The sequence below is a fragment of the Paenibacillus sp. 2KB_20 genome, assembly GCF_052115765.1.
In the GTDB taxonomy this organism is placed as follows: domain Bacteria; phylum Bacillota; class Bacilli; order Paenibacillales; family Paenibacillaceae; genus Paenibacillus_AQ.
Genome location: NZ_JBFRHH010000004.1, coordinates 401,121 through 425,192, shown reverse-complemented (window position 1 = coordinate 425,192; position 24,072 = coordinate 401,121). Strand labels below are relative to the sequence as shown.

Sequence of the window (24,072 nt, the reverse complement as noted above, 5' to 3'; positions counted from 1 at the left end):
GGATTTGAATTTCAATCGTAGTAAGGAAGGACGGCTGTTCATGCGGAAACTTTCGGTTGCCTTGATTCTTGTTGGATTTCTCATATTCTTATATCCGATCCTCCGCGACTGGAATGCGGACCGCCAGCAGGATGGCTTGCTGAAGGAAGCAGCGCGAATCGAGGCTGAAGCTCAACAGAGAACCGCGCAAGATAACGTGGCTGTTCACTACAAGGAGCTCTCCCGTATCCTGGATGAGGGAGAGGCACCAGCTTCAACACAAGAGGAACAGGCCAGTTATGAAGAAGGTTCACCTATCGGCATTATCACCATTAGCAAGTTGAAGTTAGAACTTCCCATTCTGGAGGGAGCAACCCAATCGAATATGAAGAATGCGGCTGCTCGCGTAACGGGGACGGCAAAACTCGGAGAAGCCGGAAATGCCGCCATTGCCGCCCATCGCGCCCATAAGACCGGGCGTCTGTTCAATCGATTGAATGAGCTCACATACGGCGATGAGGTCATCATAAAAACGGAAGGCCGTGAACTGATTTACCGAGTCGACCAAATTTCCGTCGTGGAGCCGACCGATGTATCTGTTCTGGAAGGAGACCCGGATGAGCAGATCATTACACTGATCACTTGCGATCCTATCTACGAGGCTACACATCGTTTGATTGTCCAGGCTGAACTCGTTTCCGATTAAGTGTCTCCTAAGGATCCTCAAGATCTGTAGAGAACTCCTTCGGTTAGGGTTAGATCCCTAAAAAAGGCTTGAGATATTAGGTAGCACCTAATAAAATAAGGTGTGAGCTAATATTTAAATGGAACGGGAGGGGGACCCTGTGCTCGAATGGATGCTACGTAATGTGATGGCGGAGAGAGGGATATGGTCGGGAGCGGCTTTGGCGCGGCTGATGAAAGAGAAGGCGAATTACAGCCTGTCAGCTGCTTCCATTAGTGCCTTGCTGACGAACCAGCCCAGGCAGATGAAGGCAGAGACGTTAGATGCCCTTTGCACAACCTTAGAGTGTACTCCAGGTGACTTATGGGTGCATACACCTCCTTCTAGAACTAAGGGGGCTTAAGTGAATGACGGTTAAAGCTATTGTGCCATTCGGTGATCCGATCTTGCGAAAGATTGCCCGGCCAGTCGATACCGTAAATGCCAGAGCATTGAAGATTCTGGATGATATGGTTGAGACGCTGTATGACAGCGAAGGGCGCGCTGGTCTTGCCGCACCACAAATCGGTATATTACGAAGGCTTATTGTCATGGACTGCGGAGAAGGATTGATCGAGCTGATTAATCCAGAAATCGTAGAGATGGACGGGGAACAGCTGGGCCCCGAAGCGTGTCTCTCTTATCCAGGGTATTACGGATATGTGAAGAGAGCCAATAAAGTTAAGGTAAAGACATTGAATCGCCAAGGCGAGACGGTAATTCTGGATGGCGAAGATTATCTGGCCAGATGTATGCAGCATGAGATTGATCACCTGAACGGCATATTGTTTGTGGACCATGTTCGGGATGGATGGTTGTATCACGAGGAGACCCATCAACGCATCGAGCTGTTTCCTGTCATTGGGTTATCCAATACAGGCGCATAACGGACATGGAGAGTCTCTCTCTTATGAGGAAAGAAATAGAACGGCTGGATGTTCTTATGTCCGGCCGTTTTTTGTATATCATGCACGGGCTAAAATAAGATTTTGAATGTAGAAGGTTGACGGAACAGAATTCTCGTGATATTATTATCTTAAATTAAAGATGTTTTAAATCAAAGTAATAATTTATGAAGGTTGCGCCAACACTTTCTAAATATAAGAGATGGAGGAATTAATCATGAACGGATTAAAAGGAATTCACCACGTAACAGCCATTACGAGCAGTGCCGAGAAGAACTACGAGTTCTTCACCTATGTGCTCGGCATGCGGCTTGTGAAGAAGACGGTTAATCAGGACGATATTCAGACATACCACCTGTTCTTTGCCGATGACAAGGGCAGTGCCGGCACAGATATGACCTTCTTCGATTTTCCGGGGATCCCGCAGGGCAGACATGGTACAGACGAGATTTACAAAACCTCGTTCCGTGTCCCTAACGATGCAGCGCTCGAATATTGGGTCAAGCGATTTGACCGAATGGATGTGAAGCATCAAGGCATTCAAGAGTTATTTGGCAAAAAGACACTCGCCTTTGTTGATTTTGACGATCAGCAGTATCAGCTCATCTCCGATGAGAGCAACGAAGGTGTGGCTTCAGGAACTCCTTGGCAGAAAGGACCGATTCCGCTGGAGCATGCAATAACAGGACTCGGCCCGGTGTTTGTACGGGTATCCAACTTCGATAATTTCAAGGAAATGATGGAGAAAGTGCTCGAATTCAAGGAAATCGACAAGGAAGGTTCACTTCATCTGTTTGAGGTTGGTGAAGGCGGTAATGGCGCACAGGTGGTTGTTGAGTACAACGCCGTGCTTCCAAGAGCTCAGCAAGGCTTCGGCACCGTACACCACGCGGCCTTCCGGGTCGAGGACCGCTCAGTGCTGGAACATTGGATCAAGCGTCTGGACGACTTCCAGTTCCATACATCGGGCTTTGTTGACCGCTATTTCTTCCAATCCCTGTATGCGCGTGTTGCACCGCAAATTCTGTTTGAGTTCGCAACCGACGGTCCAGGCTTCATGGGCGATGAGCCATATGAAACGCTGGGCGAGAAGTTGTCCCTGCCTCCATTCCTGGAGCCAAAGCGCGAGCAGATCGAGGGTATTGTTCGTCCAATCGATACGATGCGAAGCACGAAGGAATTCGTAAAGGAATAATGTAATGAATCTTAAGAAGCAATCCGCTTATTTACGACAAGGGCGGATTGCTTTTTTTGTATCGCTGAAATAATGGATCTTACTATTCATTCCACTTCATCCGAACCAAATGGATGGTCCACGATGTACAGCCAGCTTCCGTCAGGTTGCTGTCTCACGATTTCGGAGGTATAACCTTGAAGCAGAAGAGGTTGGCCATCCCTGTCCGAGGTACGCAAGGTAAAATGGGCACGCAGCATAGCGATATTTTCAAATGGGATGGAGTATAGATTGGTGGAGACCATCTTGCCTTGAAGCAGCAGCAGCTCCTCCAGCGTATGGTGGAAAGAATGAGTTCCGATCTCTAAGCTTCCATTGCGGTGGACATGAATACTGTTCGGTTCATACAATGCCAGCACCTGATCGATATCCCCTGAGTTATACGCGTCAGCAAATGCAGCATTCATATCCTCGGGCTTCCAGACTCGGCTTGCGGGAGTGGATGGTTTCATTGAATCTCCTCTTTCTGTATGATGATAGCAATAGCCTATCTGAAAATGGAAGTTATGATAAGTACGCACAATTTTATGACATAGTCATCTATTTATGACCAATGACCAAGGGGGTTCAGTAATACATATGCCATATCAGGATGAGGAATATGGGTGCCCGGCTGAAATGGGCTTGCACATGATTAGTGGGAAGTGGAAGCCCCGAATCCTGTATGAGCTGTTTCAGGAAACCCTGCGTTTTGGTGAGCTGCATCGGAGAATACCTGAAGTATCAAGGCATGTGCTTACCGTGCAATTGCGGGAGTTAGAGGAGAGCGGCATCGTGAAACGAACGGTGTATCAAGAGGTGCCTCCCAAGGTGGAGTACTCGGTAACGGAATTTGGCCGGAAATTTGAAGCGTTGCTTGAGCAGATGGTTATTTTGGGTCAATTGTATATCGATTCTCAAGAGGTCCCCAACGAATAGCACTTCAAGATAGCCTCGATCAGAAGAATTATCCTTTGCTGCACACATTCACCGATTAAGTACATCAATTCTGGTTTAAATACAAATACTGTATAGGAATGGATGACTTAATAGCCTGAGGTGGAACATATGAAAGGGAGTTTATTCAAGAACATCGTGTTTACGGTTTCGGCCGTCATCATTGCCATTCTTGCTATTCTCGGGGCTGCTATGCCCGGAGCTTTCGGGGAAGTGGCAGGGTATTTGTACAGATTTACGACGAATATGTTCGGCTGGTTCTATCTGCTCTCGATCTTTGTAATTATTATATTTCTGATCTGGGTGGCAACCAGTAAATACGGCACGATTCGTCTTGGTGGAGATAAGGAGAAGCCCGAGTATCCGTTCTTCACCTGGATCGGAATGCTGTTCTCTGCGGGATTTGGTGTAGGGCTGGTGTTTTGGGGTGTGGCTGAACCCATGAGCCATTTTTTTAAGACACCCTTCGGCGGTGTTGAAGCACAAGGTGTAGACGCGGCACGTGTGGCTATGGGCTATTCTTTTTTTCATTGGGGGGTTAGCTAATGGTCCGTGTTTGCTCTTGTCGGACTTGTGATCGCGTTTCTTCAATACCGTAAGCAGAAGGATGGGCTGGTATCTACAGCGCTGGAGCCTGTCACAGGCTCAAAGCGTGGTGTGAAGAATACGATTGATATCCTCGCGGTGATTGCAACGGTCATGGGCATCGCGACTTCCATTGGACTTGGCGTTCTGCAGATGAGCGGTGGTTTGAACACGATTATGGGAGTGAACAATGGTGTCGGGTTGCAGCTAATGATGTTGGGGCTTATTTTTGTCGCTTATATGATCTCGTCCACAACGGGATTGGATAAAGGGATTAAATACCTAAGCAACCTGAACCTCGCGTTGGCGCTCATTTTTTTATTGTTTGTGTTTGTTAGTGGTCCCACGGTGTTCATCTTGGAGACCTTTACCTTGGCACTGGGCGATTATATTACGAATTTCGTATCGTACAGCCTGCGGCTTCAACCCTACGCAGAGGGCACGTGGGTACGGGAATGGACGATTTTTTACTGGGCTTGGGCGATTGCTTGGTCCCCGTATGTCGGAGCTTTCGTGGCGAGGGTGTCCAAGGGAAGAACGATTCGTGAATTCATTGTGGGCGTGATGGTCGTGCCGCCGGTCATTGCCTGTCTGTGGATCGCGGTATTCGGCGGGACGGCGATCTGGTTTGATCTGCACGAGAGCACCGGGATTGCCGCAGCCGTTAATGCGGATGTGACATCGGCCCTGTTTCAGCTCTTTAACCAATTGCCTCTCTCCATGGTCATGAATGTGCTGGCGATTTTACTCATTCTGACGTTCCTGGTGACATCAGCCGACTCAGCAACCTATATATTGGCCAGTATGACCACCTATGGCAGCCTAAACCCTCCTCAAATGGCAAAAATCGTGTGGGGCACGCTCATGGCAGCCATTGCCGGCGTCCTGCTGTATGCGGGCGGACTGGAAGCCTTACAGACAGCGTCGTTGATTGCGGCCTTGCCGTTCACAGTACTGCTGTTGATGATGATCATTGCCGTGGTGAAGCTGCTGCGGCGCGAGCCGATTCCGATTCGGAAGGCTGATCTGAAACGGTTCCGCCGTCTGGAGGAGGCAGCCAACCGGGGGAAGAAGTGAAGGCAAACGCTTGACGGAACGAGGTTTTATATTACCTGCGCGATAAAGAGGGCATCCATGCGGGGCCCCTCTTTATTTTGTGAGGAGATAAGCTCGGAAATGACGGCTACCATAGCCAAGCCAATACAAGCATAGTAATGACATGTGTAAGTAGTAGGCATACCAGGAAGACAGCCCAAGGGATCGAAATAATCCATGAATCCAATTAAAACATAGGATGTTTAGGATCACAAAGAGGTATATGGGGAACTGAAGGAGGATTCGTTTCTTGAAGGATCCGGACTTTATGTCGTCACCGGGGGTGTGGGATTGCTCTCTCTCTACATATGTTCGATCCAGATAGACATTCAGCTCGCCGGCAAGGTAGCCTGTTAGGTACGTTCCCACGATGGCGATGTTGATCCAGCCTACATCCTGTCGAGGCAGCCCGAGGTTGATCAAGAGGTCAAATATCCAGAACATGCATAGTGAACTGATCGTCACGATGATCCATAGAGGAAATGTTGACATCCATCGCTTTGCAGCTGAATCGATCGCTTCCTTTGATTTTTCCATAGTACCTCCCTTTTATTTACTGGGATAATTATCCTTATATTACCTTATTTATGAACGCAATGTATGAAGAGAAGCGATTCGCAGTATACAAAATAGCCCTTATTACACCTGAAAAAGTGCAATAGGGGCTATTAGGCGTTCCGTTCTAAAGAGAATAACAGTTATTTTTTCTTCAGCAGCAAATATACAAAATACGGCGCGCCGATGATAGCAACCATAATGCCAGCGGCGATGCCATCAGGATCCACGATATTCCGTCCGATCGTGTCTGCGAGCAGCAGCAGCCAGCCCCCGATCAATATGGCAATCGGAATGTACATCTGATTCCGCGGGCCAACCAACGCTTTGGCAATGTGTGGGCCCATGAGTCCGATGAACGTGATGCCGCCTGTGACCGACACCGCGGATGCTGCAAGCGCTACGGCGGCCAGAAGCAGCACGATGCGCTCCTTCTCAATGGATACGCCGACGCCGATGCCCACGGGATCGCTTAACCCCAGCAGATTCATGCGCTGCGCTTTGTACAGGGTGAACGGAATCAGGATAATCAGCCAGGGCAGCAGCGCCACAATGAAGGGCCAATCCGTTCCCCATATCCCTCCAGCCAGCCACTTGGCGATAAAATCGACCTTAGTCCGCTCGGCAGATGATGTGAGCACAATCATGACGCCCGAGAGTGCCATGGAGAACCCGACACCGGTAAGCACCAATTTAACGGGCTGCAGGCCTTCGCCTTTTCGGAAAGAGAAGAGGTAGATGCCCACGGCCGTTAGCACAGCTCCGATAAATGCCGCCAAAGGCAGCATGTAAATAAAGGAGCCGGCTTCGATCGGGAAGAACAGGAAGAATACGGCTACGCCGACACCGGCCCCGGAGTTAATGCCGATAATTCCGGGATCCGCGAGATCATTTCGGGTGATGCTCTGCAGAATGGCACCCGATAAGGCGAGCGCCATTCCGGCCAGCAAAGTAATGAGCATGCGCGGCAGGCGTACATCGAATATAATGAATTTCTCTTTGAAGCTGCCTTGGCCCAGCAGGGTTGGAATAATCCGGTCATAGCTAACGGACGAATAACCGAGACCCAAACCAATGAGGACAGTAACCACTGTAAGGCCCAACAAGACCAGAAACGTAATGCGTTGTTTTCTTAATAACGATGGATGAATCATGACAGTCCCCTACCTCCTTTGCGTACGATAAACAGGAAGAAGGGCAATCCCATGATGGCGATCAGAGCGGCTACGGGCGTTTCGTAAGGAGCATGCAGCGTTCGTCCGACCGTGTCGGCAAACAGCATAAATATAGCTCCTACCAAAGCGGACATCGGGATGACATGACGGTAGTCGGTTCCGACGATCCCGCGGACGATATGGGGAATCATCAGGCCGAGGAAGGCCAAATTCCCCACCAAAGCCACAGAGGTTCCGGCCAGAAGGACAATCACGACAAACAGGATGCCTTTGATAGCAGCAATGTTCTGTCCCAAACCGACGGCGACTTCTTCACTTAGGCTTAGGATGGTCAGCTGCCTTGATAACGCGATGGCGATGATAATTCCGACAAGTATGAATGGAAATATCGTCTGCAGCTGCCCCCATGATGTGCCGATCACACCGCCAGCCGTCCACATGGACACATCCTTGGATAATTTAAAATAAATGCCGATTCCTTCGGCGATGGCATACAGGAATGCGGATACGGCTGAGCCAGCCAACACCATCTGCAAGGGAGAGAAGCCGCCTTTTCGCATGGCTCCGATGCCGAAGACCATCACGGCACCGATCGCTGCCCCGATGAAGCAGGCCACCATAATGCCAAAATAATTGGCGCCTGGCAGGAAAGCCAGCGTGAAGGCAAGCGCCGCATTCGCCCCGCTGGTGAGGCCGAGCAGGCCGGGATCCGCCAGCGGATTGCGGGTAATGCCCTGCATGATGGCACCGGAGACCGCCAGCGCGGCTCCGACCAGAATGGCGGCAACCTCACGGGGCAGCCGAATTTCGCGAAGGAGGGATAATTTCTCGCCCTCCATCGAGGTGGTGAGAGCAAACCATACATCCTTGATGCTGGTTTCAGCTGCGCCGAACACCATCGCAACGACAAACGTGCCGATAAATACGATGATGCCCGCAATCAATTGGATTGAAAAAGGAATGGACCGTTTCGTAGGCTTTGTCATGGAATCATCTTTTCATCATAAAGTTGGAATATTCAATCTAAATAAGTCTGTGCAAGGGCAGCCTATATCCTATTTGCCCAGAAAATGTTCCGTAATGAACTCCAGCTGGTACTCCAGCGTGGTTGGATCATTAAAATAAATCCGGTTTCCGTCTGCTTCGAATACGCGGCCATTCTTCACCGCCGGGATTTGCTTATACGTCTCGGTTTGTTGGAAGGACGTATCGGCATCGGCAAATTTGCTCAGAATGACATAATCGCCGGCATACTCCGGCAGCACTTCTGTTGAAAGGGCATAATAGCCGTCCTTCAATGCCATTTCCTTCACTTTTTCCGGCATTTTCAGCTTCATTTCCTGATACAGGATTTCAGTACCGCGGCCCCAGTTATCGCCGTATACATAAAGCTGCTTATTAAAGCTCTCGATAACGGATACGGTGGCGTCTTCACCAATCTTGGCACGGATGTCCTCGCCGGCTTTTTGCGCCCGTTGTTTGAAATCGTCTATCCAGGCCTGGGCTTCTTTTTCTTTGTTCACAAGCTTGCCGATTTCAAGATGCTGCGTCAAATAATCGACTTTTCCGTAGGTAAAGGTCACGGTTGGGGCAATCTCTTTCAGCTTATCGACGTTCTTGATATTGGACAGGCCGATGATGAGATCGGGATCCAGCTCGATGATTTTCTCCAGGCTTTCATCCGTAACTTCTTCGGCATCCTTGATTTTGTCCGCAAATGCGGGATTGGCTTTGGACCAGGAATCAACGCCCACCATGTTGACGTCGAGCGCAAGCAGGTCGCCTACGTAGGAGGACAGCACAACCACGCGCTGCGGATTGGCAGGCACCTCAACGGGTCCGTTCTCGGACTCATATGTAATGGTTCCGGAGTTGGTTTCGGTTTGTTCGGTTTTCGGTGTTTCGGTCGTTTCTGTATTGCTGCCGCTCGTTTCTGCCGGCTTGGTGCCGCAAGCGCTAAGAATGAACAGCAGTGCGATAAACGGGACGAGTAGTTTCTTCGAAGTTGTCGTTTTGCTGCGTTTTGAGTACATCCTCTTTTTCCCCTTTTAATAGATTGTATGTGATACAGATCGGTTTTGCCGTGCGCGGATCGCGGCCGATCTCTGCGTCGATATGGAATACTTTCTTTAATACGTCGTGCGAAATGACGGCTTCCGGATCTCCGGCCTGAATGATATCCCCATCCTTCATCGCGATAATGTAATCAGCGAATCTGGCGGCTTGGTTTAAATCATGCAGAACCATAACAATGGTACGTTCCTGCTCGATATTAAGCTTCTCCAGCAATTCCAGGATCTCAAGCTGATGCGCCATGTCCAGGTACGTGGTTGGTTCGTCGAGGAAGATCATTTCGGTCTCCTGAGCAAGTGCCATCGCAATCCACACCCGCTGCCTTTGTCCGCCGGACAGAGCATCCACCGAGCGATATTTGTAATCCTGGGTTCCGGTAACCTCCAGCGCCCAGTCAATCACTTCCATATCCTGCTTGGTCAAGCGGCCAAAACCGCGTTGATGAGGATAGCGGCCATAGGAGACAAGCTCGCCAACCGTCAAACCGCCGGGTCCTTCCGGAGTTTGGGGCAGAATGGCCAGCTTTTTCGCCAGCAGCTTGGTGTTCATCTTGGCGATTTCTTCTCCATCCAGAATGGCAGCGCCGGACTGGTAAGGAATAATGCGGGTAACAGCCTTCAATAGAGTGGATTTGCCGCAGCCGTTAGGTCCAATAATGGTCGTGATTCTTTTATCGGGAATATCTACGTTAAGACGATTCAATATCAGATTCTCGCCGTAACCGACGCTTATTCGATCTGTACTTAGGCGAATCATCATTTCACCTCCAGAGTAATTAGCTATCAAACGATAATGATTCTCAATTTCATCCATAAATATAATGTGGGGCCGCGTCGTTGTCAATAAATATCTTAATGGAAATTTTAAATAATATTCATGTTTCATCCGAATAATGTCCATATATAGATTGGCAGGGTGTTACATACCTATATATAGGCGAAATTGTGACAATATGAATTTTTTCTAAATGATTGATTGTAAAACGGTGAAAGGCAACGTATACTAATTGATAATGATAATCATTTACGTTACAAGGTGATCACAAACATCCTTTTAATCTATAGACCGGGAGTGAAATGCATGAGTGGGAAAGAGATATTTGATGTAACGGTTATTGGTGGAGGACCAGCAGGATTATATTCTGCTTTTTATAGTGGACTGCGCGGCATGAAGACCAAGATTATAGAATATCAACCCATGCTTGGCGGAAAGGTTCACGTCTATCCGGAGAAAATGATATGGGACGTCGGCGGACTGACGCCTGTTCCGGGCGCGAAGCTGATCGAACAGATGGTTCAGCAAGGTCTGACGTTTAATCCCGAAGTGCTGTTAAACGAGAAGGTTGAATCGATCGCCCGCAATGAGGATGGGCTGTTCGAATTACATACGGCGAATTCCGGCGTGCATTTGTCCAAAACGGTCATCGTAGCGGTTGGCGGAGGCATCCTGAATCCGCAGAAGCTGGAGATTGAAGGAGCCGAGCGGTTTGAGGTGTCGAACCTGAACTACACGGTGAAGTCCCTGCAGCACTTCAAGGGCAAAACGGTGATTGTGTCCGGTGGAGGGAATTCGGCCGTGGATTGGGCGAATGAGCTGGAGCCTGTAGCGAAGAAGGTATATCTGGCCTACCGCAAAGGCGAATTGTCAGGCCATGAAGCCCAGGTCGAGCAGCTGATGAACAGCAAGGCGACTTGCCATCTCAATACATCGATTACGAAGCTCATTGCTTCAGATAATCATGAGGTGATTGAACGGGTAGAGTTGACCAACAATGCGACGGGGGAAGTTTCCTATCTGGCCGTGGACGAAGTGATTATTAACCATGGCTATGAACGGGATATGTCGCTGCTGGAGAACAGCAAGCTCGATATTCATCGGGTGGATGATTACTATATCGCGGGCAACGCAAGCTGCAATTCTTCCATACCGGGACTGTATGCTGCTGGCGACATCCTGCATTTTGACGGGAAGCTGCACCTGATTGCAGGCGCCTTCCAGGATGCCGCGAACGCGGTGAACAGCGCGAAGCAGTTCATTGAGCCGGATGCCAGAAAGTACGCGATGGTCTCTTCGCACAACGAGGTGTTTAAGGAGCGCAATCGCGAATTAGTGAAGCAATTGATCAATTAGAACAAGGGCATGCGTGTACATGCATGTAACGTTAGAAGAGAAGCGAGGGGATCCCCGCTTCTCTTTTTTTGCGTTTCTTTACGGTTTTGGGATAATCCCTGAAGTAATCAACGGGCCGTAGTTGAGCAGCTGCGTCATCATGATCGCCATTTCTCTTGCGGATTTATTCATGCCGGACTCGATCCAGTGGATAACTAAGCCGATATTGGCCGAGGTCATATAAGCAATCAGGTAATCGCTCGGAATGATTTGATTCTCGCCTGCGGGCATTCTGAACGCATGCTTAGCAAACATATGCTTCTTCATGAACTCCCTGAACTGCCGAACGAACGAGATGTCGCCATTCGGTCCGACAATGGCCCGGAAGAAGGCGGCATGCCGAATGAGTTCCTCGAATATTTGTTCTGACGCCGGGTAAGGCTCTCCCTTTTCCGCATAGTCCCTGGAATCCCTGGGATCAATATGGATCACGATGTTCTCAATCTTCTGAAGCACCTCTTCTTTGAGCTTATCCAGCATATCCGGCACATCCCGATAATGCAGATAGAAGGTACCTCGGTTGATATTGGCGCGATTGGCGATATCGGTGACAGTAATCGAACTTATGTTTTTTTCGTCCATGAGCTCAAATAGGGTTTGACGCAACAGCTGGTTGGTCCTGATTTGCCGGCGATCCGCTTTTTTAGTCAAGGAATCCCCTCCAAGTACAATGTGAAGACTTAATCAACAGAGGGCTCGTACACTGATGAGTAATGAACACTCCGCTGAAAGCTGATGATTGAACAAATCTCTCTCTTCATTATAATTAACGCTGTGATTATTAATCAACAGTCTGTTCATTAATAACGAGGAGTGGTTGATATGGGGTTTATAAGACAAAACATGCTGTGGATCGGCGCATTGGTTGTCCTTCTGGTACTGGCAATCTTCGGTATAGCCATGATGGGTTCGATCGCGGGAGCGAAGCCGAAGTCGCTGCCCGTTGCATTGGTCGTCTTGGATCAGCCGGCGGAGTTACCGAACGGCGAACCCCTCGCTGTTGGCGACATGATGAAGGGGATGCTGCAGGGAAACTCACAGCTGCCCATTCATTGGGAGATCGTGAACTCGGAAGCGGAAGCGCGGGAAGGGCTCGACAGTCAGAAGTATTATGGAGCTCTCGTGCTGCCTGAGGACTTAAGCGCGGGCATCTTGTCGCTGCAATCGCCTGCACCGAAGCCGGCTGTGGTGCAGGTGTTGGTGAACGAGGGGATGAGCACGCAGGCATCCACTGCGGTGAAACAGATGCTCGGGCAAGTGGTGAAGATGGCGGGAGCGCAGCTCTCCAACCAGGCACTGACCATGATCGGCACGCAGACGGAAATGCTGCCGGTCACAACCGCGCAGGCTCTGCTCACCCCGTTCGAGGTTCATGAGGAAGTCGTTCATCCTGTAGGTGCGAACCACGCAAGCGGCAATGCGCCGGGCATGCTGATACAGATTCTATGGATCGGCTGTCTGATCCTTAGCGTGTTCTTGTTCCAGGCGCTGCAGAAAGCCGTAGCTGATGGCAACAGCAGGGGGATCGCGATTGTGCTGCAAGGCGCTGTCGGTTTGCTGCTGGCAGGTCTGGCTTCTGGTTTCCTGATGTGGATGGCATCCTCCTGGTATGGCATGGAGTTTACCAACGGGGGCCGTGTTTGGCTGATGCTGTGGCTGGCAGGTTCTGCTTTTTTCCTCCTTCAGTCCACCCTGCTCAACTGGATGGGAATCCCGGCTATGGGGATTTTGGTGCTCCTGATGTTCTTCTCGATGCCGCTTCTCAATATGGCGCCGGAGTTTCTGCCGCAGGCAACGCAGGATTGGCTGTACTCGTGGACGCCGCTCCGCTTTGCTGCTTCAGCTCTAAGAGATGTGATGTATTTTGACGGAGTTTCTGCATCTTCCGCGAATGCTGCCGTACTGTGGTCTGTCGCCGGAGGTTTCCTTGTCCTGCTGCTTGCCGCGGTGCTGAAGAAGGGGAGCCTTTCCGACAAAAGAAAGTCGATGACCGCTTCTTAATAGAGGTTGTTCAAAATCTAACCTAAAGCGTTTTGAAAAACGCACTTCGGAAGCATAAACCTCGGTGCTGAAAATCCGACTTTATGAACACGCACTAATAGAATAGGCTGGCGAATGGGCAGTGTGGGGTGTGTACCCGCACTGCTTTTTTACTTTGCTTAAGCAGGTTGGTCTATATCGGTCGGGTGATCATGGCAAAAGTGTTTAGCATCGTGACGATCAACCTTTATTCAGGTGAATAAAATACTATCGTTCTTCAAGATGGCAGCCTGTATAATCCTGAATAAGGGAGTGTGAGCGTAAGTTGAAGATTAAAGTGATCATAGCGGACGATAACTCTTTTATCAGGGAAGGCATGAAAATCATTCTGGCTACGTTTGATGAGTTCGACGTGGTAGCGACGGTTGAAGACGGCCAGGAAGCGGTCGCCTATTGCGAAGCGCATGAAGTGGATGTGGCACTGATGGACGTCCGGATGCCGAATCTGAACGGGGTTGAGGCCACGAAACAGCTTACGGAGCGCACCAAAACCAGGACGCTGATCTTGACGACCTTCGACGACGATGAATATATTACCGACGCGATCCTGAACGGCGCCAAGGGTTATCTGCTTAAGAATAACGACCCGGAAAGGATTCGCGATGCGATCAAAACCGTGTACCACGGCCATCATGTGCTGCAGGACGTCGTACTGGATAAAATCAAATCCGGGCTGAAGCCGGACAAGGAAGACACCGGTGCCAAGTTCGACCGGAGTCTATTCACCGAACGGGAACTGGATATTATGGCGCTCATCGCCAAAGGGCTGGCCAACAAGGAAATCTCGAAGAAGCTGTTTATTTCCGAAGGCACGATTGCCAATCACATCACTTCGGTTCTCAGCAAGACAGGTCTTGAGCATCGAACCCAGATCGCGATTTTTTATTTGACGGGGGAAGTGAATAAGTGAGCGAACGTCGAAATTATGCCGAATTGTGGGTCATCGGCTTTCAAACGATTCTGTTCCTATATGTGATCGGCCAGTCTTATGTCTCTGATCTTGCGATAACGCCGTGGTATATCCTTGTCATTCTTCTCTACCTGTCCGTGAACGTATCCGTCTATATTTTCAAGAGCCGGAATGCACAGCCGTGCCTCATGGTATTGGCTATTCTTATTGTCGGGGCTTCCTCATTCTACATACATCCGCTGTTGTTCCTGCTGCTTCCCGCGAATCTGTATGAACTGCTGTTTTTATACCTTCGCAGGAGCTGGATGATCCTGATCCTCCTATTGCTTCCAGCGCTTATGGTGCCTCACGAGCTTGTCATTACGTATGTTTTTATATCCGTTCTATCCTATATCTATCTTACGATGCTAAGAACTTTTGTAAGCCGAGTCGCATCCTACCAGGAGCAGAGTGAGCATATGCACCTTGAACTGGATCGGTTGACCCAGCGGTTGAGCGAGAATAATGAGTACATCCGGCAGTTTGAATACATGTTCAAGCTGGAAGAGCGAAATCGGCTGTCGCAGGAGATTCATGATAAGATCGGGCATTCCATGACAGGGGCATTGATTCAGATGGAAGCGGCCAAGCGCTTGATGACAGCGAATCCGGACAAGTCCGCCGAGCTGCTGCAGAATGCCATATCGATCTCCAAAGAAGGCATTGAGAGTATCAGGCTCGTCCTGAAGAATGTGAAGCCGCCTACGGAACAGCTCGGCATCAACCGGATGCGTTTATTTCTGGAGGAGTTCTCGGCTCAGCATCCAATCAAGACCGTATTGACGCATGAGGGCAACGTGGACCGGATCACGCCGCTGCAGTGGAAAATCATTCAGGATAACACCCAGGAAGCGTTAACCAACACGATGAAGTATGCCAACGCAACCTCAGTCTCGTTACATATTGAGGTTCTGGGCACCATGATCAAGGCCAAGGTCAGCGACAATGGCAAGGGCATGCAGAAGGTCATCAAGGGTCTTGGGATCGTAGGCATGGAGGAGCGTGCCGCGGTCGTAAATGGAACCGTGATCGTGGATGGCTCCACCGGCTTCTCGGTGACCACTTTGATTCCTTATAGCTAACACCCGGTAAGTTTGATTTGGTGAATTAAGGAGATCGGTCATAGGGGACTTCCTTTCCCCCTAAGGGTGAAGATTTGGGTCCTCAACAACATGAAGATTCTCATGGGTAAGGATGAACTTGTGCACTATCGCAAGGGCATCCTTTTTTCGTACGATACATACAGATCAAGTCCACCGGTTGATGCGTGGATGGAATATGGAGGCGGAAAACGTATGAACGTGCTGGAGATCAAAGGGCTCACGAAAAAGTTTGGGGATTTCATAGCGGTAGATCAGTTGTCGTTGAACATACGGGAAGGCGAGATTTTCGGCTTCCTGGGCGCGAACGGAGCTGGCAAGAGCACAACCATCAACATCATATCGTCGCTCATGCCCATGACCAAGGGAGAGGTTCATATCCTGGGCAAGAATCTGGTGAAGCATCGAAAGTTCGCGAAGCAGCAGATCGGCATGGTTCCGCAAGAGGTTGCGATTTATGAGGATCTGACCGCCTATGAGAATGTTCATTTTTTTGCCGGATTGTATGGATTGAGAGGATCGGAGTTGAAGAGCAGGGCAGAGGAGGCCCTCGCCTTCGTCGGACTTAGCGACAAACATAAGATATACCCGAAGAGTTTCTCCGGGGGCATGAAGAGACGACTGAATATCGCCTGCGCAATTGCTCACAGACCGAAGCTGATCATCATGGATGAGCCGACCGTCGGCATCGATCCTCAATCGAGGAATTATATCCTGAATTCGGTCAGGAAGCTGAACGAGATGGGCAGCACGATCCTGTACACGAGCCATTATATGGAGGAAGTGGAGGAGCTCTGCACCCGGATTGCCATTATCGACCACGGCAAGATCATAGCGGAGGGCACGAAGGCACAGCTGAAGGCCATCATCACGGACCAGAAGGATATCGGAATTGAAGTACAATCGGCCATCCATCTTGAAGTGAGCAAGTTGGAGGACATTGCAGGCGTCAAAGCGGTTGAAGTGAAGGAAAATATTGTGCACATCAGCTCCGATGCAGAGGTCAATAACTTGAATAAAATCATTCAACAATTCACGGCGCAGGGCATCGAGATTCGTTCTGTTCAAGCCTCCGAGCCGAATTTGGAAACGGTGTTCCTGACGTTGACCGGCAGGAGCCTCCGGGATTAACAGACAAGGGTAGAGGGGGTGGAAGAATATGAACGTACTGAGAATCGCACTGAAGGAGATGAAGATCGTCCGGGAGGTACGGATGCTGGTATTCATGCTGGCAACGCCCGTGCTGCTCATTCTGATCCTAGGGACGGCGCTGTCGAGCGCTTTTAACGGCAGTACTGCGATTGGAGACATCCGGGTGTTATACCATGACAGCGGAACGGAACCCGCGCTTACGGAACAATGGCAGGCATTCACGCAGGAGGCACAGCGTTCATCGGGCATGCTCTTTGAGCAGGCCAAGGAAGGCATGAATGGACAGCAGGAAGTGAGAAACAACCGGTACACCGGTTACGTGGAAATAGACGGCCAAGGGATCCGATATGATGGAAACAGCCGCAACAGTATGGAGAACGGGATTGTGGAGGGGATGCTGTCCGCATTTACCGACCGGTACCGGCTGTCAGCCGAAGCCTCGAAGATCGATCCGGAATATGAGAGCAAGCCGCTTGTTGATGATGGAGGGAGCTATGTGCTGGAGTCTTCTATTCAGGGAGCGAGGCAGCCGGGTTCACTTGATTATTTTGCGATTGCGGTGACTACGATGATCATTCTGTATAGCGCCTTGACGGCAGGCGGATTAATCGATAGTGAGCGAAAGCGAAATACCGCGCAGCGCCTATTGGCCTCACCGGTGACGAAAGCCGAAATTTTTGCCGGTAAAATATTGGGCACACTCGCGATCAATGCCGTATTTGTCATCATCGTTGTGCTGATCAGCAAGTATATGTTCAATGCGTATTGGGGTGAGAACCCGATCATGGTGTTTCTGGTGTTGTTTACCGAGATCCTGTTTGCGCTCAGCCTCGGGCTCGGCATCAGTTATGTGCTGAAGGGAAATGCAGCCGGGACTGTCATCATGGTCATTATTCAACTGGCTGCGTTCTTTGGGGGAGGATATACGCCGGTTGCAAGCACAACGGGATTCATGAGAGAGGCCGCAACATACTCTCCCCTGCATTGGTCCAATGAAGCGCTGCTGCAACTCATCTATTCAAGCAATGGGTCGGCCGCCATGCAGGCGATGATGCTGAATGTCGGTTTTTCCGTCCTGCTGTTGGCCATAGCCATGATTTCGATGCGAAGAAGGGAGGGGCTGTAATGATGAAGGATATGCTCTGGCTCATTCGTAAGACCATATTGACCTCGTTGAAGGATTATAAAAACCTGCTGCTCGTTATTGCGCTTCCCATGGTCGGCATTCTGCTGTCCACCTTAATCTACAAGGGCTCCGGAGATGCCTCCGTTACCATTGGCATCGTGAACCACGATATCGAACAGAAAGTCACGCAAGATACGATCGATTTTGTTGCTCAATTGGAGCATACCGAGGCATCGGTCATTAGGGAATCGGAAGCGGATGACTTGGTTGTGTCGGGTGAGTTGGACGCGGTGCTGATCTTCCCCGAGGGGTTTGCGAAAGGCGTAATTCAGGGGACACCCGAGCCGGTCCGGATCGAATCGATTAAGGGAGCTCAGGTTACCGGTTATGTCAAATCGTATCTGAACGCGTACGTCCAGAATATTTCATCCATGGGGGTTATAGCGGATGGCGATGCCGCTGCGTTTAACGAATTATACAGCGGTTATCGGAGTTCAACGTTTCAATTGTCCACGACTACGGTTGCGGATCAATCGGCCAATCATGATATGACCAACCGGACGATCGGTTACTTGGTTGTGTTCATGTTATTCTCTGCCGTGAATCTATCGGCATTGACAATCCGGGATCGTGAGAACCGTACGTACTATAGACTCTTATCGTCGCCTATTACGGCCCGCAGTTACGTCTTCTCGAATGCTATGGTGAACATCGTTCTGATGATGATCCAGATTGCCGCCACCTTGTTTGTTATGACCCGATTCTTTCACATCGAGCCAGGCATTCCGTTATGGCAGATGTTCCTGATTCTGTCGCTGTTCGCTCTGGTCGCGGTCAGTTTATCGCAGGTCATTGTCGCGTTCTCTGACAGCACCATGATGGCTAACGGAATCCAGACGATGGTGATCATGCCGACTTCGCTGCTGGCAGGGTGCGTATTCCCGCTCTCCGTGATGCCGGAAGCGATTCAGCGAATCGCCGATTTCCTGCCGCAGTATTGGCTGCTCGATACGTTTGGCAAGCTTCAGCAAGGAAGCAAGCTGAATGACATCATGCTAAATGTGGCGATTCTGCTGGCTTTTGCCTTGGCCTTATCGCTGATTGCTACCTACAAGTTTGGGAGAAATAGAGATACACAGAGCTATATTTAAATTTAATGGTGGGATCACCTTGTACTGCACATAGGATGGCCGACTATAAGCGATCAGGGGCTTGCTTAACCAGCACAGCTCCTTTTTTCATTAGTCTAAAACCCGTTCTTCCGGCGAAAAATCTATTGGAAAAAAATGAACAAAGCTATTTCATCTGGAGTTACTCCATGGTTTACAATGAGTTCAGGATACAGGGTCTGGTTGAAACGTTGAACGATCGGGGGATGGAAAATGTTAGGGAAAGCACGAAGTGCCTTGCGGCAAGCCTTTCGCTTCACTGCTACCGGACTGACTCTAGGGGAGAAGTGGCGTCTGGCTCTTCCTGGTCCGATCCTGTCAGTCGGAGGAGTGCTCATCCACAATGTGTTCTTGAAGTATTACACGGATATCATCGGTCTCAGTCCGAAGTATGTCGCTTGGGTGTACATTATCTATAACATCTGGAACGCGATTAACGACCCGGTGCTTGGCGTATGGATCGACAGAATGAGGCATCGCGTGCAGCGTGGGAAATACGTCTATATCATGAGAGTGACGGTGCCGTTCATGATCGTTTCCTCCTTCCTCATGATGCTGTCTAATCCGGCATGGGATCAGTGGTTGATCTTTCTGCTGTATACCGGGTTGTTATTTATTTACGACACGGCTGCAACCGCTTACAGTATAGCCTATCAATCGTTTATGCTGATCGCAGCTCCAACCAAGGAGGAACGCATCGATGTTGGTGTGATCCAGAACTACTTATCCCAAGCGATGTCATTTCTGATCACCTTGATTCCGACGCTGCTGCTCGTTGGGGACGGAAAACAGGAGGTTATCATCCCGATCTTCTCTGCCGTAATCGTGGCAGAAGCGATATTCTTCACTTTGGCCCTGAGGGGACTGAGAGAAGATGCGCAAATGTACGAATCACTGGATAAGCAGCATATCGATACAAAAGAGGTTTACAAAGAAGCCTGGCAGATCATCAAATCAAGGCCTTTCCTCACCTTTATTATATTTACCATCGTCACCGGCCCCGTGTTCTTCTACTTTACGCCGTTTCTCTACTACATGGACAGCGTCGTGCAGTCAACGGGTATCGAAGCTACCGTCATCGATGTGAGTACGCATGTGATCGCGCTCCTATTCTTGCCGGTCATGGGATCTATCGTCAAGAAAAACGGAACGAAGAAGAGTGTATACCTGGGGACAATCTTTGTGGTGCTCGGATACGGGGGGATCTTTCTTGCTGACGGCATATGGACCGCGGCGGCATCCTACGTTCTGATCGTCTTTGCTGTGAACTATCTTCGAACGGCAATATCTCCGGCCCCGGCGCTGCTCATCGACGAGAATGAGCGCACGACCGGCGTGAGGAAAACCGGGCTGTTTAACGGATTGTTCTCGTTATTCACGGTCGCCTTCTCTAGCCTGCAAACGGTTATCTTCATTAATGTCATCGGGGCATACGGATATGACGGTCTTGCGGCGGAACAGTCCGAGTCCGCCATGCTCGGCATTCGGGTAGCAACCGGCTTGATTCCGCTAGAAGAGGGGGGGTGAAGATGTGAAGGAATCGGCGTTAAATTTGAATTTTACGATTGGCGAAGTGTCCAAAATTCTGGATATCCCGATCGATACCTTGCGTTATTACGATAAGATCGGACTGCTACATTCCCGCAGTCGGGACGCGAACAAGTACCGCTATTATGATCTTGAGCAGTTCGATTCACTCATCACGATTCGAATGCTGCGGGCAATGGATGTGTCGATCGAGCGAATCCAAGAGATGCTTCGGGACAACAGCCTAAACGCTATTCGCAGGCTGCTCTCCGACAAGCGGCAAGACATCGATCGCCAGCGGACTTATTTGAAACATTTGTCTCACAAGCTGGAAGTGTTGGATGTTCAGCTTCAACGGTTCGATAACACGGAGGTCATTGAGCTTGTACTAAGCCACCCGTGCTGGGTGCTCCTTACCGATTCCATCATGGAGAGCGGAGATCATGGACTCGGGAGCAAAGTGCAGCAACAGGTACGAAGAATCCATGCCAGGGAATGGCTTGCATTCTGTCATGCCATATCGATTGTGTCGCAAGATAACCTTAACGCAGGCCGTTTTCACAATTACCTGTACAATGGCATTCTGTCCACCTTCCCGATGGAGGGTGACTCTTCCGTCTTTCAGAAACTTGAGCCTCGCTACTGTGCCAGAAAATGCGTGGTTATCGGCAGGGACGACTATGCCAAGATGGACGATCACTAAGATCAGATGAAAGCCTTCATTCGCAATCGCGGACTAAAGATCGCGGGTCATTCTCTCGAAGTCAATCTCTATAACCAGTACGACAATCATTACATTGAAATTTACATTCCGGTAGAAGAACGATAGGGGGAAGCGGACATGAAAAAATTAGTGATCGACGGACAACGATTCTTGAATGAAGACGGCGCTCAAGTGATCCTGAACGGCATCAATCTCGTAAGCAAGGACAAGGCAAAAGGATATGTTGAGCCCTGTGATGCAGCTCTGTTCGCCTGGTTCCGCGAACAAGGATTTAACGTTGTCCGTCTAGGTTTAATATGGGATGGCGTCGAGCCGGAGCCTGGGGTCTACGACGATGCGTATCTGAGCAGAATCAAGCAGCAAGTTGTATGGGCTGAGCAGAATGATCTCTATGTTTTTTTGGATATGCACCAGGATTTGTACAGCTTGCTCTACGGCGACGGGGCTCCCGCATGGGCGACCCTCTCCGACGATCTTCCTCATATTACCGGACAAATTTGGAGTGACGCCTACCTGGAAAGTCCGGCTGTGAACCGCGCTCTGGATCACTTCTGGCGGAATACGTCCGCTTCCGACGGGATCGGCCTGCAGGATCACTATGCAGCGATGTGGAAGCATGCCGCACAGTTTATGGCTGATTGTCCGAATATCATAGGCTATGACATGATGAACGAGCCGTACCCCGGAACAAGCGGACAGGAGGTGCTTGGCACAATCATTGCCGCATATGCGGGGCATGTGATGGGAATAGCCGACCCGAACATGGAACAGCTTGCCGGACTCTGGTTTGACGAGGAAAAGAGGCTAGAGGTTCTTGCCGGGATGGCGGAGATGGATACGTACCGCATACTCGTCGACAGCGCCAGAGAAGTCTCGCAAATCTTCGAACGGGTAGTTCTCGCGCCCTTTTTCAACAAGACAGCGGCAGCCATTCGCTCCGTTTCCCCGGACGGATTTTTGATGCTGGAAACGAGCTATTTCTCGAACATGGGGATCGAGTCCGGCTTGCAGCTAGTGCAGGATCCAGCTGGTCAAACCTTACACCATCAGGTGTTTGCACCGCACGGCTATGATCTGGTGGTCGATACGGAGCATTATGACATTTACAATCAGGATCGCGTCCATCTGATTTTTGCTACCCATCGCAAGGTGCAGGAACGATTGAACGTGCCGGTCCTGGTCGGGGAATGGGGGGCCTTCTCCCAACATCCGGCAACCTTTCAGCTTTCCAAGCAGATCATTGCGATATTTGAGCGGTATCTTTGGAGCAATACATACTGGTGTTGGTGTGACGGCTTCAAGGAAGCCCCATATGTCAAAGCGTTGAATCGCGCGTATCCGCAAGCGACAGCCGGCGTGCTCTCAGCATACCGTTATGATCATGATAACGGCAGTTTAAGTATAGATTTCGTTTCATCCGTTGGAGAGACGTTGATTTACCATCCCCATCTGGAATCGATATCCAGGAGCGACGTGGCGGTTGCCGGTACGGACGCCTATCAACTCGAGCTGCGCCCTTTCCTGGATTCGAAGAGTGGCATCTTGGCGATCACTGTTCCTGATCAAGGGAACAAGATTACGGTTACGATAGGGAGATGATGTCAAGGGGGCTGGAACGACATAGCAGGCATTTCAATAAATAAGGCGAGAATAAGAAGAACCATGGGGTTAAAGCGAGGCGGGACAGACTAAAGCGGCGTAGATACTTGTGTACAATGTAAAAAAGCATGCCAACAAAATAAGCAGGGCGTCCCTTGTTCTGATTCCCGATAAGGAAACAGTCATCAAGGGGACGCCCTCTCGGTTCTTTCAGAACGTGACCAATCCCATCGCTTTCTTGGCGGCAAGCAGTGTTGGGACTGCGGTTTCGGAAGCCCGCTTCGCTCCGTCCATCAAAATGCGATCAAGCTCGGAGGAATTCACGATTTGATGGAACTTCTCCTGGATCGGCTGAAGTTTTTCGATGACCACCTCGGCCAATTCCTTCTTGAACGTGCCGTATCCTTGGCCCTCATACCGATTCTCGATGACGGAGATGGCTTCCTCGGAGAATACGGAGTAAATCTCGATCAAATTGCTGACCGCCGGTTTTTGCTCCCAGTCATGCCGGACCTGGCCATCGGAGTCGGTAACGGCTTTGGAGAATTTCTTGCGGATATCCTCCGGCGTATCCATCATGTGGACGCAGCTATTTTTATTCGGATTGCTCTTGCTCATCTTTTTGGACGGATCGTCAAGGCCCATTATGCGGGAGCCAATATCCTGAATGATCGGCTCGGGAAGCGTAAATGTGTGTTTATACCGGTTATTGAAGCGCTCGGCTACATCACGGGTCAGCTCCAGATGCTGCTTCTGATCGTCACCGACAGGCACATGCGTTGCCTGGTAGAGCAGCACATCGGCAGCCATCAAGACCGGATACGTGAACAACGCGGAGCTCACGGTATCTTTTCCGTCCGATTTCTCCTTGAATTGGGTCATCCGCTTTAATTCCCCGAAATGAGCCTGCGTCTCCAGCAACCACCCGAGCTCCACATGCGCAGGGACCTGGGATTGCAGAAAGATCGTCGCTTTATCGGGGACAATGCCTGACGCAATGTACAGAGCGGCTATGTCTCGTGTGCGCTGGTGCAGCTCCTTGGGATCCTGATAGACCGTGACTGCGTGCAGATCCGGCACGAAGAAATAGGACTCATACTCATGCTGCAGCTTCACATACTGACGGAGAGCACCCCCGTATCCGCCAATATTCAAATCTCCACTCGGCTTAATTCCTGACAATAATCGTTTCATAACACACCTCCTGATTGTTTGCGAACAACACAAAAACACCTCATCCCTCTATGGGACGAAGT

General features: G+C 50.1%; 23 protein-coding genes, 1 pseudogene and 1 other annotated feature (1 of these 25 cut by a window edge). Of the genes and pseudogenes, 16 read left to right on the top strand and 8 right to left on the bottom strand.

Going from position 1 to position 24,072, the window contains the following annotated elements:
- Nucleotides 1-4 precede the first annotated feature (4 nt).
- The 4 genes from AB4124_RS14075 to AB4124_RS14060 all read left to right on the top strand — a co-directional run bounded on the left by AB4124_RS14075 (nt 5) and on the right by AB4124_RS14060 (nt 2,803).
- Nucleotides 5-685: a class D sortase gene (locus AB4124_RS14075; RefSeq protein WP_441973225.1), complete on the top strand. Its 681-nt coding sequence runs from the start codon at nt 5-7 to the stop codon at nt 683-685.
- 139 nt (nt 686-824) lie between these two features.
- Entirely contained in the window at nt 825-1,067 is a 243-nt protein-coding gene (locus tag AB4124_RS14070; RefSeq protein WP_071220536.1) for a helix-turn-helix domain-containing protein, read from the top strand.
- 4 nt (nt 1,068-1,071) lie between these two features.
- On the top strand, nt 1,072-1,590 hold the full coding sequence (gene def / locus AB4124_RS14065; protein ID WP_379413218.1) for a peptide deformylase: 519 nt from the start codon (nt 1,072-1,074) through the stop codon (nt 1,588-1,590).
- Between the two features lie 235 nt (nt 1,591-1,825).
- Nucleotides 1,826-2,803 (top strand): ring-cleaving dioxygenase, encoded by a 978-nt coding sequence (locus AB4124_RS14060; RefSeq protein ID WP_441973224.1) that lies wholly within the window; start codon nt 1,826-1,828, stop codon nt 2,801-2,803.
- A gap of 86 nt (nt 2,804-2,889) precedes the next feature.
- On the opposite strand, the gene AB4124_RS14055 is transcribed toward AB4124_RS14060, so the two are convergent.
- A complete protein-coding gene (locus AB4124_RS14055; RefSeq protein WP_441973223.1) occupies nt 2,890-3,294 on the bottom strand; it encodes a YybH family protein in 405 nt (134 codons plus the stop codon).
- 127 nt (nt 3,295-3,421) lie between these two features.
- On the opposite strand from AB4124_RS14055, the gene AB4124_RS14050 reads away from it, so the two are divergent.
- A complete protein-coding gene (locus tag AB4124_RS14050; RefSeq protein ID WP_441973222.1) occupies nt 3,422-3,760 on the top strand; it encodes a winged helix-turn-helix transcriptional regulator in 339 nt (112 codons plus the stop codon).
- A 129-nt stretch (nt 3,761-3,889) separates the two neighbouring features.
- Nucleotides 3,890-5,440 (top strand): annotated as a pseudogene (locus AB4124_RS14045) (BCCT family transporter).
- 72 nt (nt 5,441-5,512) lie between these two features.
- On the opposite strand, the gene AB4124_RS14040 reads toward AB4124_RS14045, so the two are convergent.
- The 5 genes from AB4124_RS14040 to AB4124_RS14020 all read right to left on the bottom strand — a co-directional run bounded on the left by AB4124_RS14040 (nt 5,513) and on the right by AB4124_RS14020 (nt 10,017).
- Nucleotides 5,513-5,995, bottom strand: a complete 483-nt coding sequence (locus AB4124_RS14040) for a hypothetical protein (protein ID WP_441973221.1) — start codon at nt 5,993-5,995, stop codon at nt 5,513-5,515.
- Between the two features lie 161 nt (nt 5,996-6,156).
- Nucleotides 6,157-7,167 carry a FecCD family ABC transporter permease gene (locus AB4124_RS14035; protein WP_441973220.1) on the bottom strand — a complete coding sequence of 337 codons (1,011 nt, stop codon included), beginning with the start codon at nt 7,165-7,167 and terminating at the stop codon, nt 6,157-6,159.
- Nucleotides 7,164-8,174: a FecCD family ABC transporter permease gene (locus AB4124_RS14030; RefSeq protein ID WP_441973219.1), complete on the bottom strand. Its 1,011-nt coding sequence runs from the start codon at nt 8,172-8,174 to the stop codon at nt 7,164-7,166. Before AB4124_RS14030 ends, AB4124_RS14035 begins: the two co-directional genes overlap by 4 nt.
- A gap of 69 nt (nt 8,175-8,243) precedes the next feature.
- Nucleotides 8,244-9,221: an iron-hydroxamate ABC transporter substrate-binding protein gene (locus tag AB4124_RS14025; RefSeq protein WP_441973218.1), complete on the bottom strand. Its 978-nt coding sequence runs from the start codon at nt 9,219-9,221 to the stop codon at nt 8,244-8,246.
- A complete protein-coding gene (locus tag AB4124_RS14020) occupies nt 9,145-10,017 on the bottom strand; it encodes an ABC transporter ATP-binding protein (RefSeq protein ID WP_441973307.1) in 873 nt (290 codons plus the stop codon). Before AB4124_RS14020 ends, AB4124_RS14025 begins: the two co-directional genes overlap by 77 nt.
- 324 nt (nt 10,018-10,341) lie before the next feature.
- Here AB4124_RS14020 and AB4124_RS14015 point away from each other — a divergent pair, with 324 nt between their 5' ends.
- A complete protein-coding gene (locus AB4124_RS14015; protein ID WP_441973217.1) occupies nt 10,342-11,391 on the top strand; it encodes an NAD(P)/FAD-dependent oxidoreductase in 1,050 nt (349 codons plus the stop codon).
- Nucleotides 11,392-11,469: 78 nt separating this feature from the next.
- Here the strand turns inward: AB4124_RS14015 and AB4124_RS14010 are convergent, their stop codons facing one another.
- Nucleotides 11,470-12,081 (bottom strand): TetR/AcrR family transcriptional regulator, encoded by a 612-nt coding sequence (locus tag AB4124_RS14010; protein WP_441973216.1) that lies wholly within the window; start codon nt 12,079-12,081, stop codon nt 11,470-11,472.
- Nucleotides 12,082-12,252: 171 nt separating this feature from the next.
- Between AB4124_RS14010 and AB4124_RS14005 the strand changes: the two genes are divergently transcribed.
- The 9 genes from AB4124_RS14005 to AB4124_RS13965 all read left to right on the top strand — a co-directional run bounded on the left by AB4124_RS14005 (nt 12,253) and on the right by AB4124_RS13965 (nt 22,816).
- The gene (locus tag AB4124_RS14005; RefSeq protein WP_441973215.1) at nt 12,253-13,431 is read left to right on the top strand and encodes a YhgE/Pip domain-containing protein; all 1,179 of its coding nucleotides are present in this window, start codon (nt 12,253-12,255) and stop codon (nt 13,429-13,431) included.
- A 304-nt stretch (nt 13,432-13,735) separates the two neighbouring features.
- Nucleotides 13,736-14,380: a response regulator transcription factor gene (locus AB4124_RS14000; protein WP_339291991.1), complete on the top strand. Its 645-nt coding sequence runs from the start codon at nt 13,736-13,738 to the stop codon at nt 14,378-14,380.
- On the top strand, nt 14,377-15,501 hold the full coding sequence (locus AB4124_RS13995; RefSeq protein ID WP_430108916.1) for a sensor histidine kinase: 1,125 nt from the start codon (nt 14,377-14,379) through the stop codon (nt 15,499-15,501). The genes AB4124_RS14000 and AB4124_RS13995 overlap by 4 nt, the downstream gene beginning before the upstream one ends.
- A 213-nt stretch (nt 15,502-15,714) precedes the next feature.
- Nucleotides 15,715-16,650 (top strand): ATP-binding cassette domain-containing protein, encoded by a 936-nt coding sequence (locus AB4124_RS13990; protein ID WP_441973214.1) that lies wholly within the window; start codon nt 15,715-15,717, stop codon nt 16,648-16,650.
- A 28-nt stretch (nt 16,651-16,678) separates the two neighbouring features.
- On the top strand, nt 16,679-17,797 hold the full coding sequence (locus AB4124_RS13985; protein WP_441973213.1) for an ABC transporter permease: 1,119 nt from the start codon (nt 16,679-16,681) through the stop codon (nt 17,795-17,797).
- Entirely contained in the window at nt 17,797-18,948 is a 1,152-nt protein-coding gene (locus AB4124_RS13980) for an ABC transporter permease (protein WP_441973212.1), read from the top strand. The genes AB4124_RS13985 and AB4124_RS13980 overlap by 1 nt, the downstream gene beginning before the upstream one ends.
- Nucleotides 18,949-19,179: 231 nt before the next feature.
- A complete protein-coding gene (locus tag AB4124_RS13975) occupies nt 19,180-20,493 on the top strand; it encodes an MFS transporter (RefSeq protein ID WP_441973211.1) in 1,314 nt (437 codons plus the stop codon).
- Nucleotides 20,494-20,497: 4 nt separating this feature from the next.
- Nucleotides 20,498-21,196 carry a MerR family transcriptional regulator gene (locus tag AB4124_RS13970; protein ID WP_441973210.1) on the top strand — a complete coding sequence of 233 codons (699 nt, stop codon included), beginning with the start codon at nt 20,498-20,500 and terminating at the stop codon, nt 21,194-21,196.
- A 138-nt stretch (nt 21,197-21,334) separates the two neighbouring features.
- A complete protein-coding gene (locus AB4124_RS13965) occupies nt 21,335-22,816 on the top strand; it encodes a cellulase family glycosylhydrolase (protein ID WP_441973209.1) in 1,482 nt (493 codons plus the stop codon).
- 210 nt (nt 22,817-23,026) lie between these two features.
- Here the strand turns inward: AB4124_RS13965 and trpS are convergent, their stop codons facing one another.
- Complete coding sequence (gene trpS / locus AB4124_RS13960; protein ID WP_441973208.1) at nt 23,027-24,010, bottom strand: tryptophan--tRNA ligase; 984 nt, start codon at nt 24,008-24,010, stop codon at nt 23,027-23,029.
- Between the two features lie 48 nt (nt 24,011-24,058).
- Nucleotides 24,059-24,072: a binding site (T-box leader), on the bottom strand (it continues 264 nt past the right edge of the window).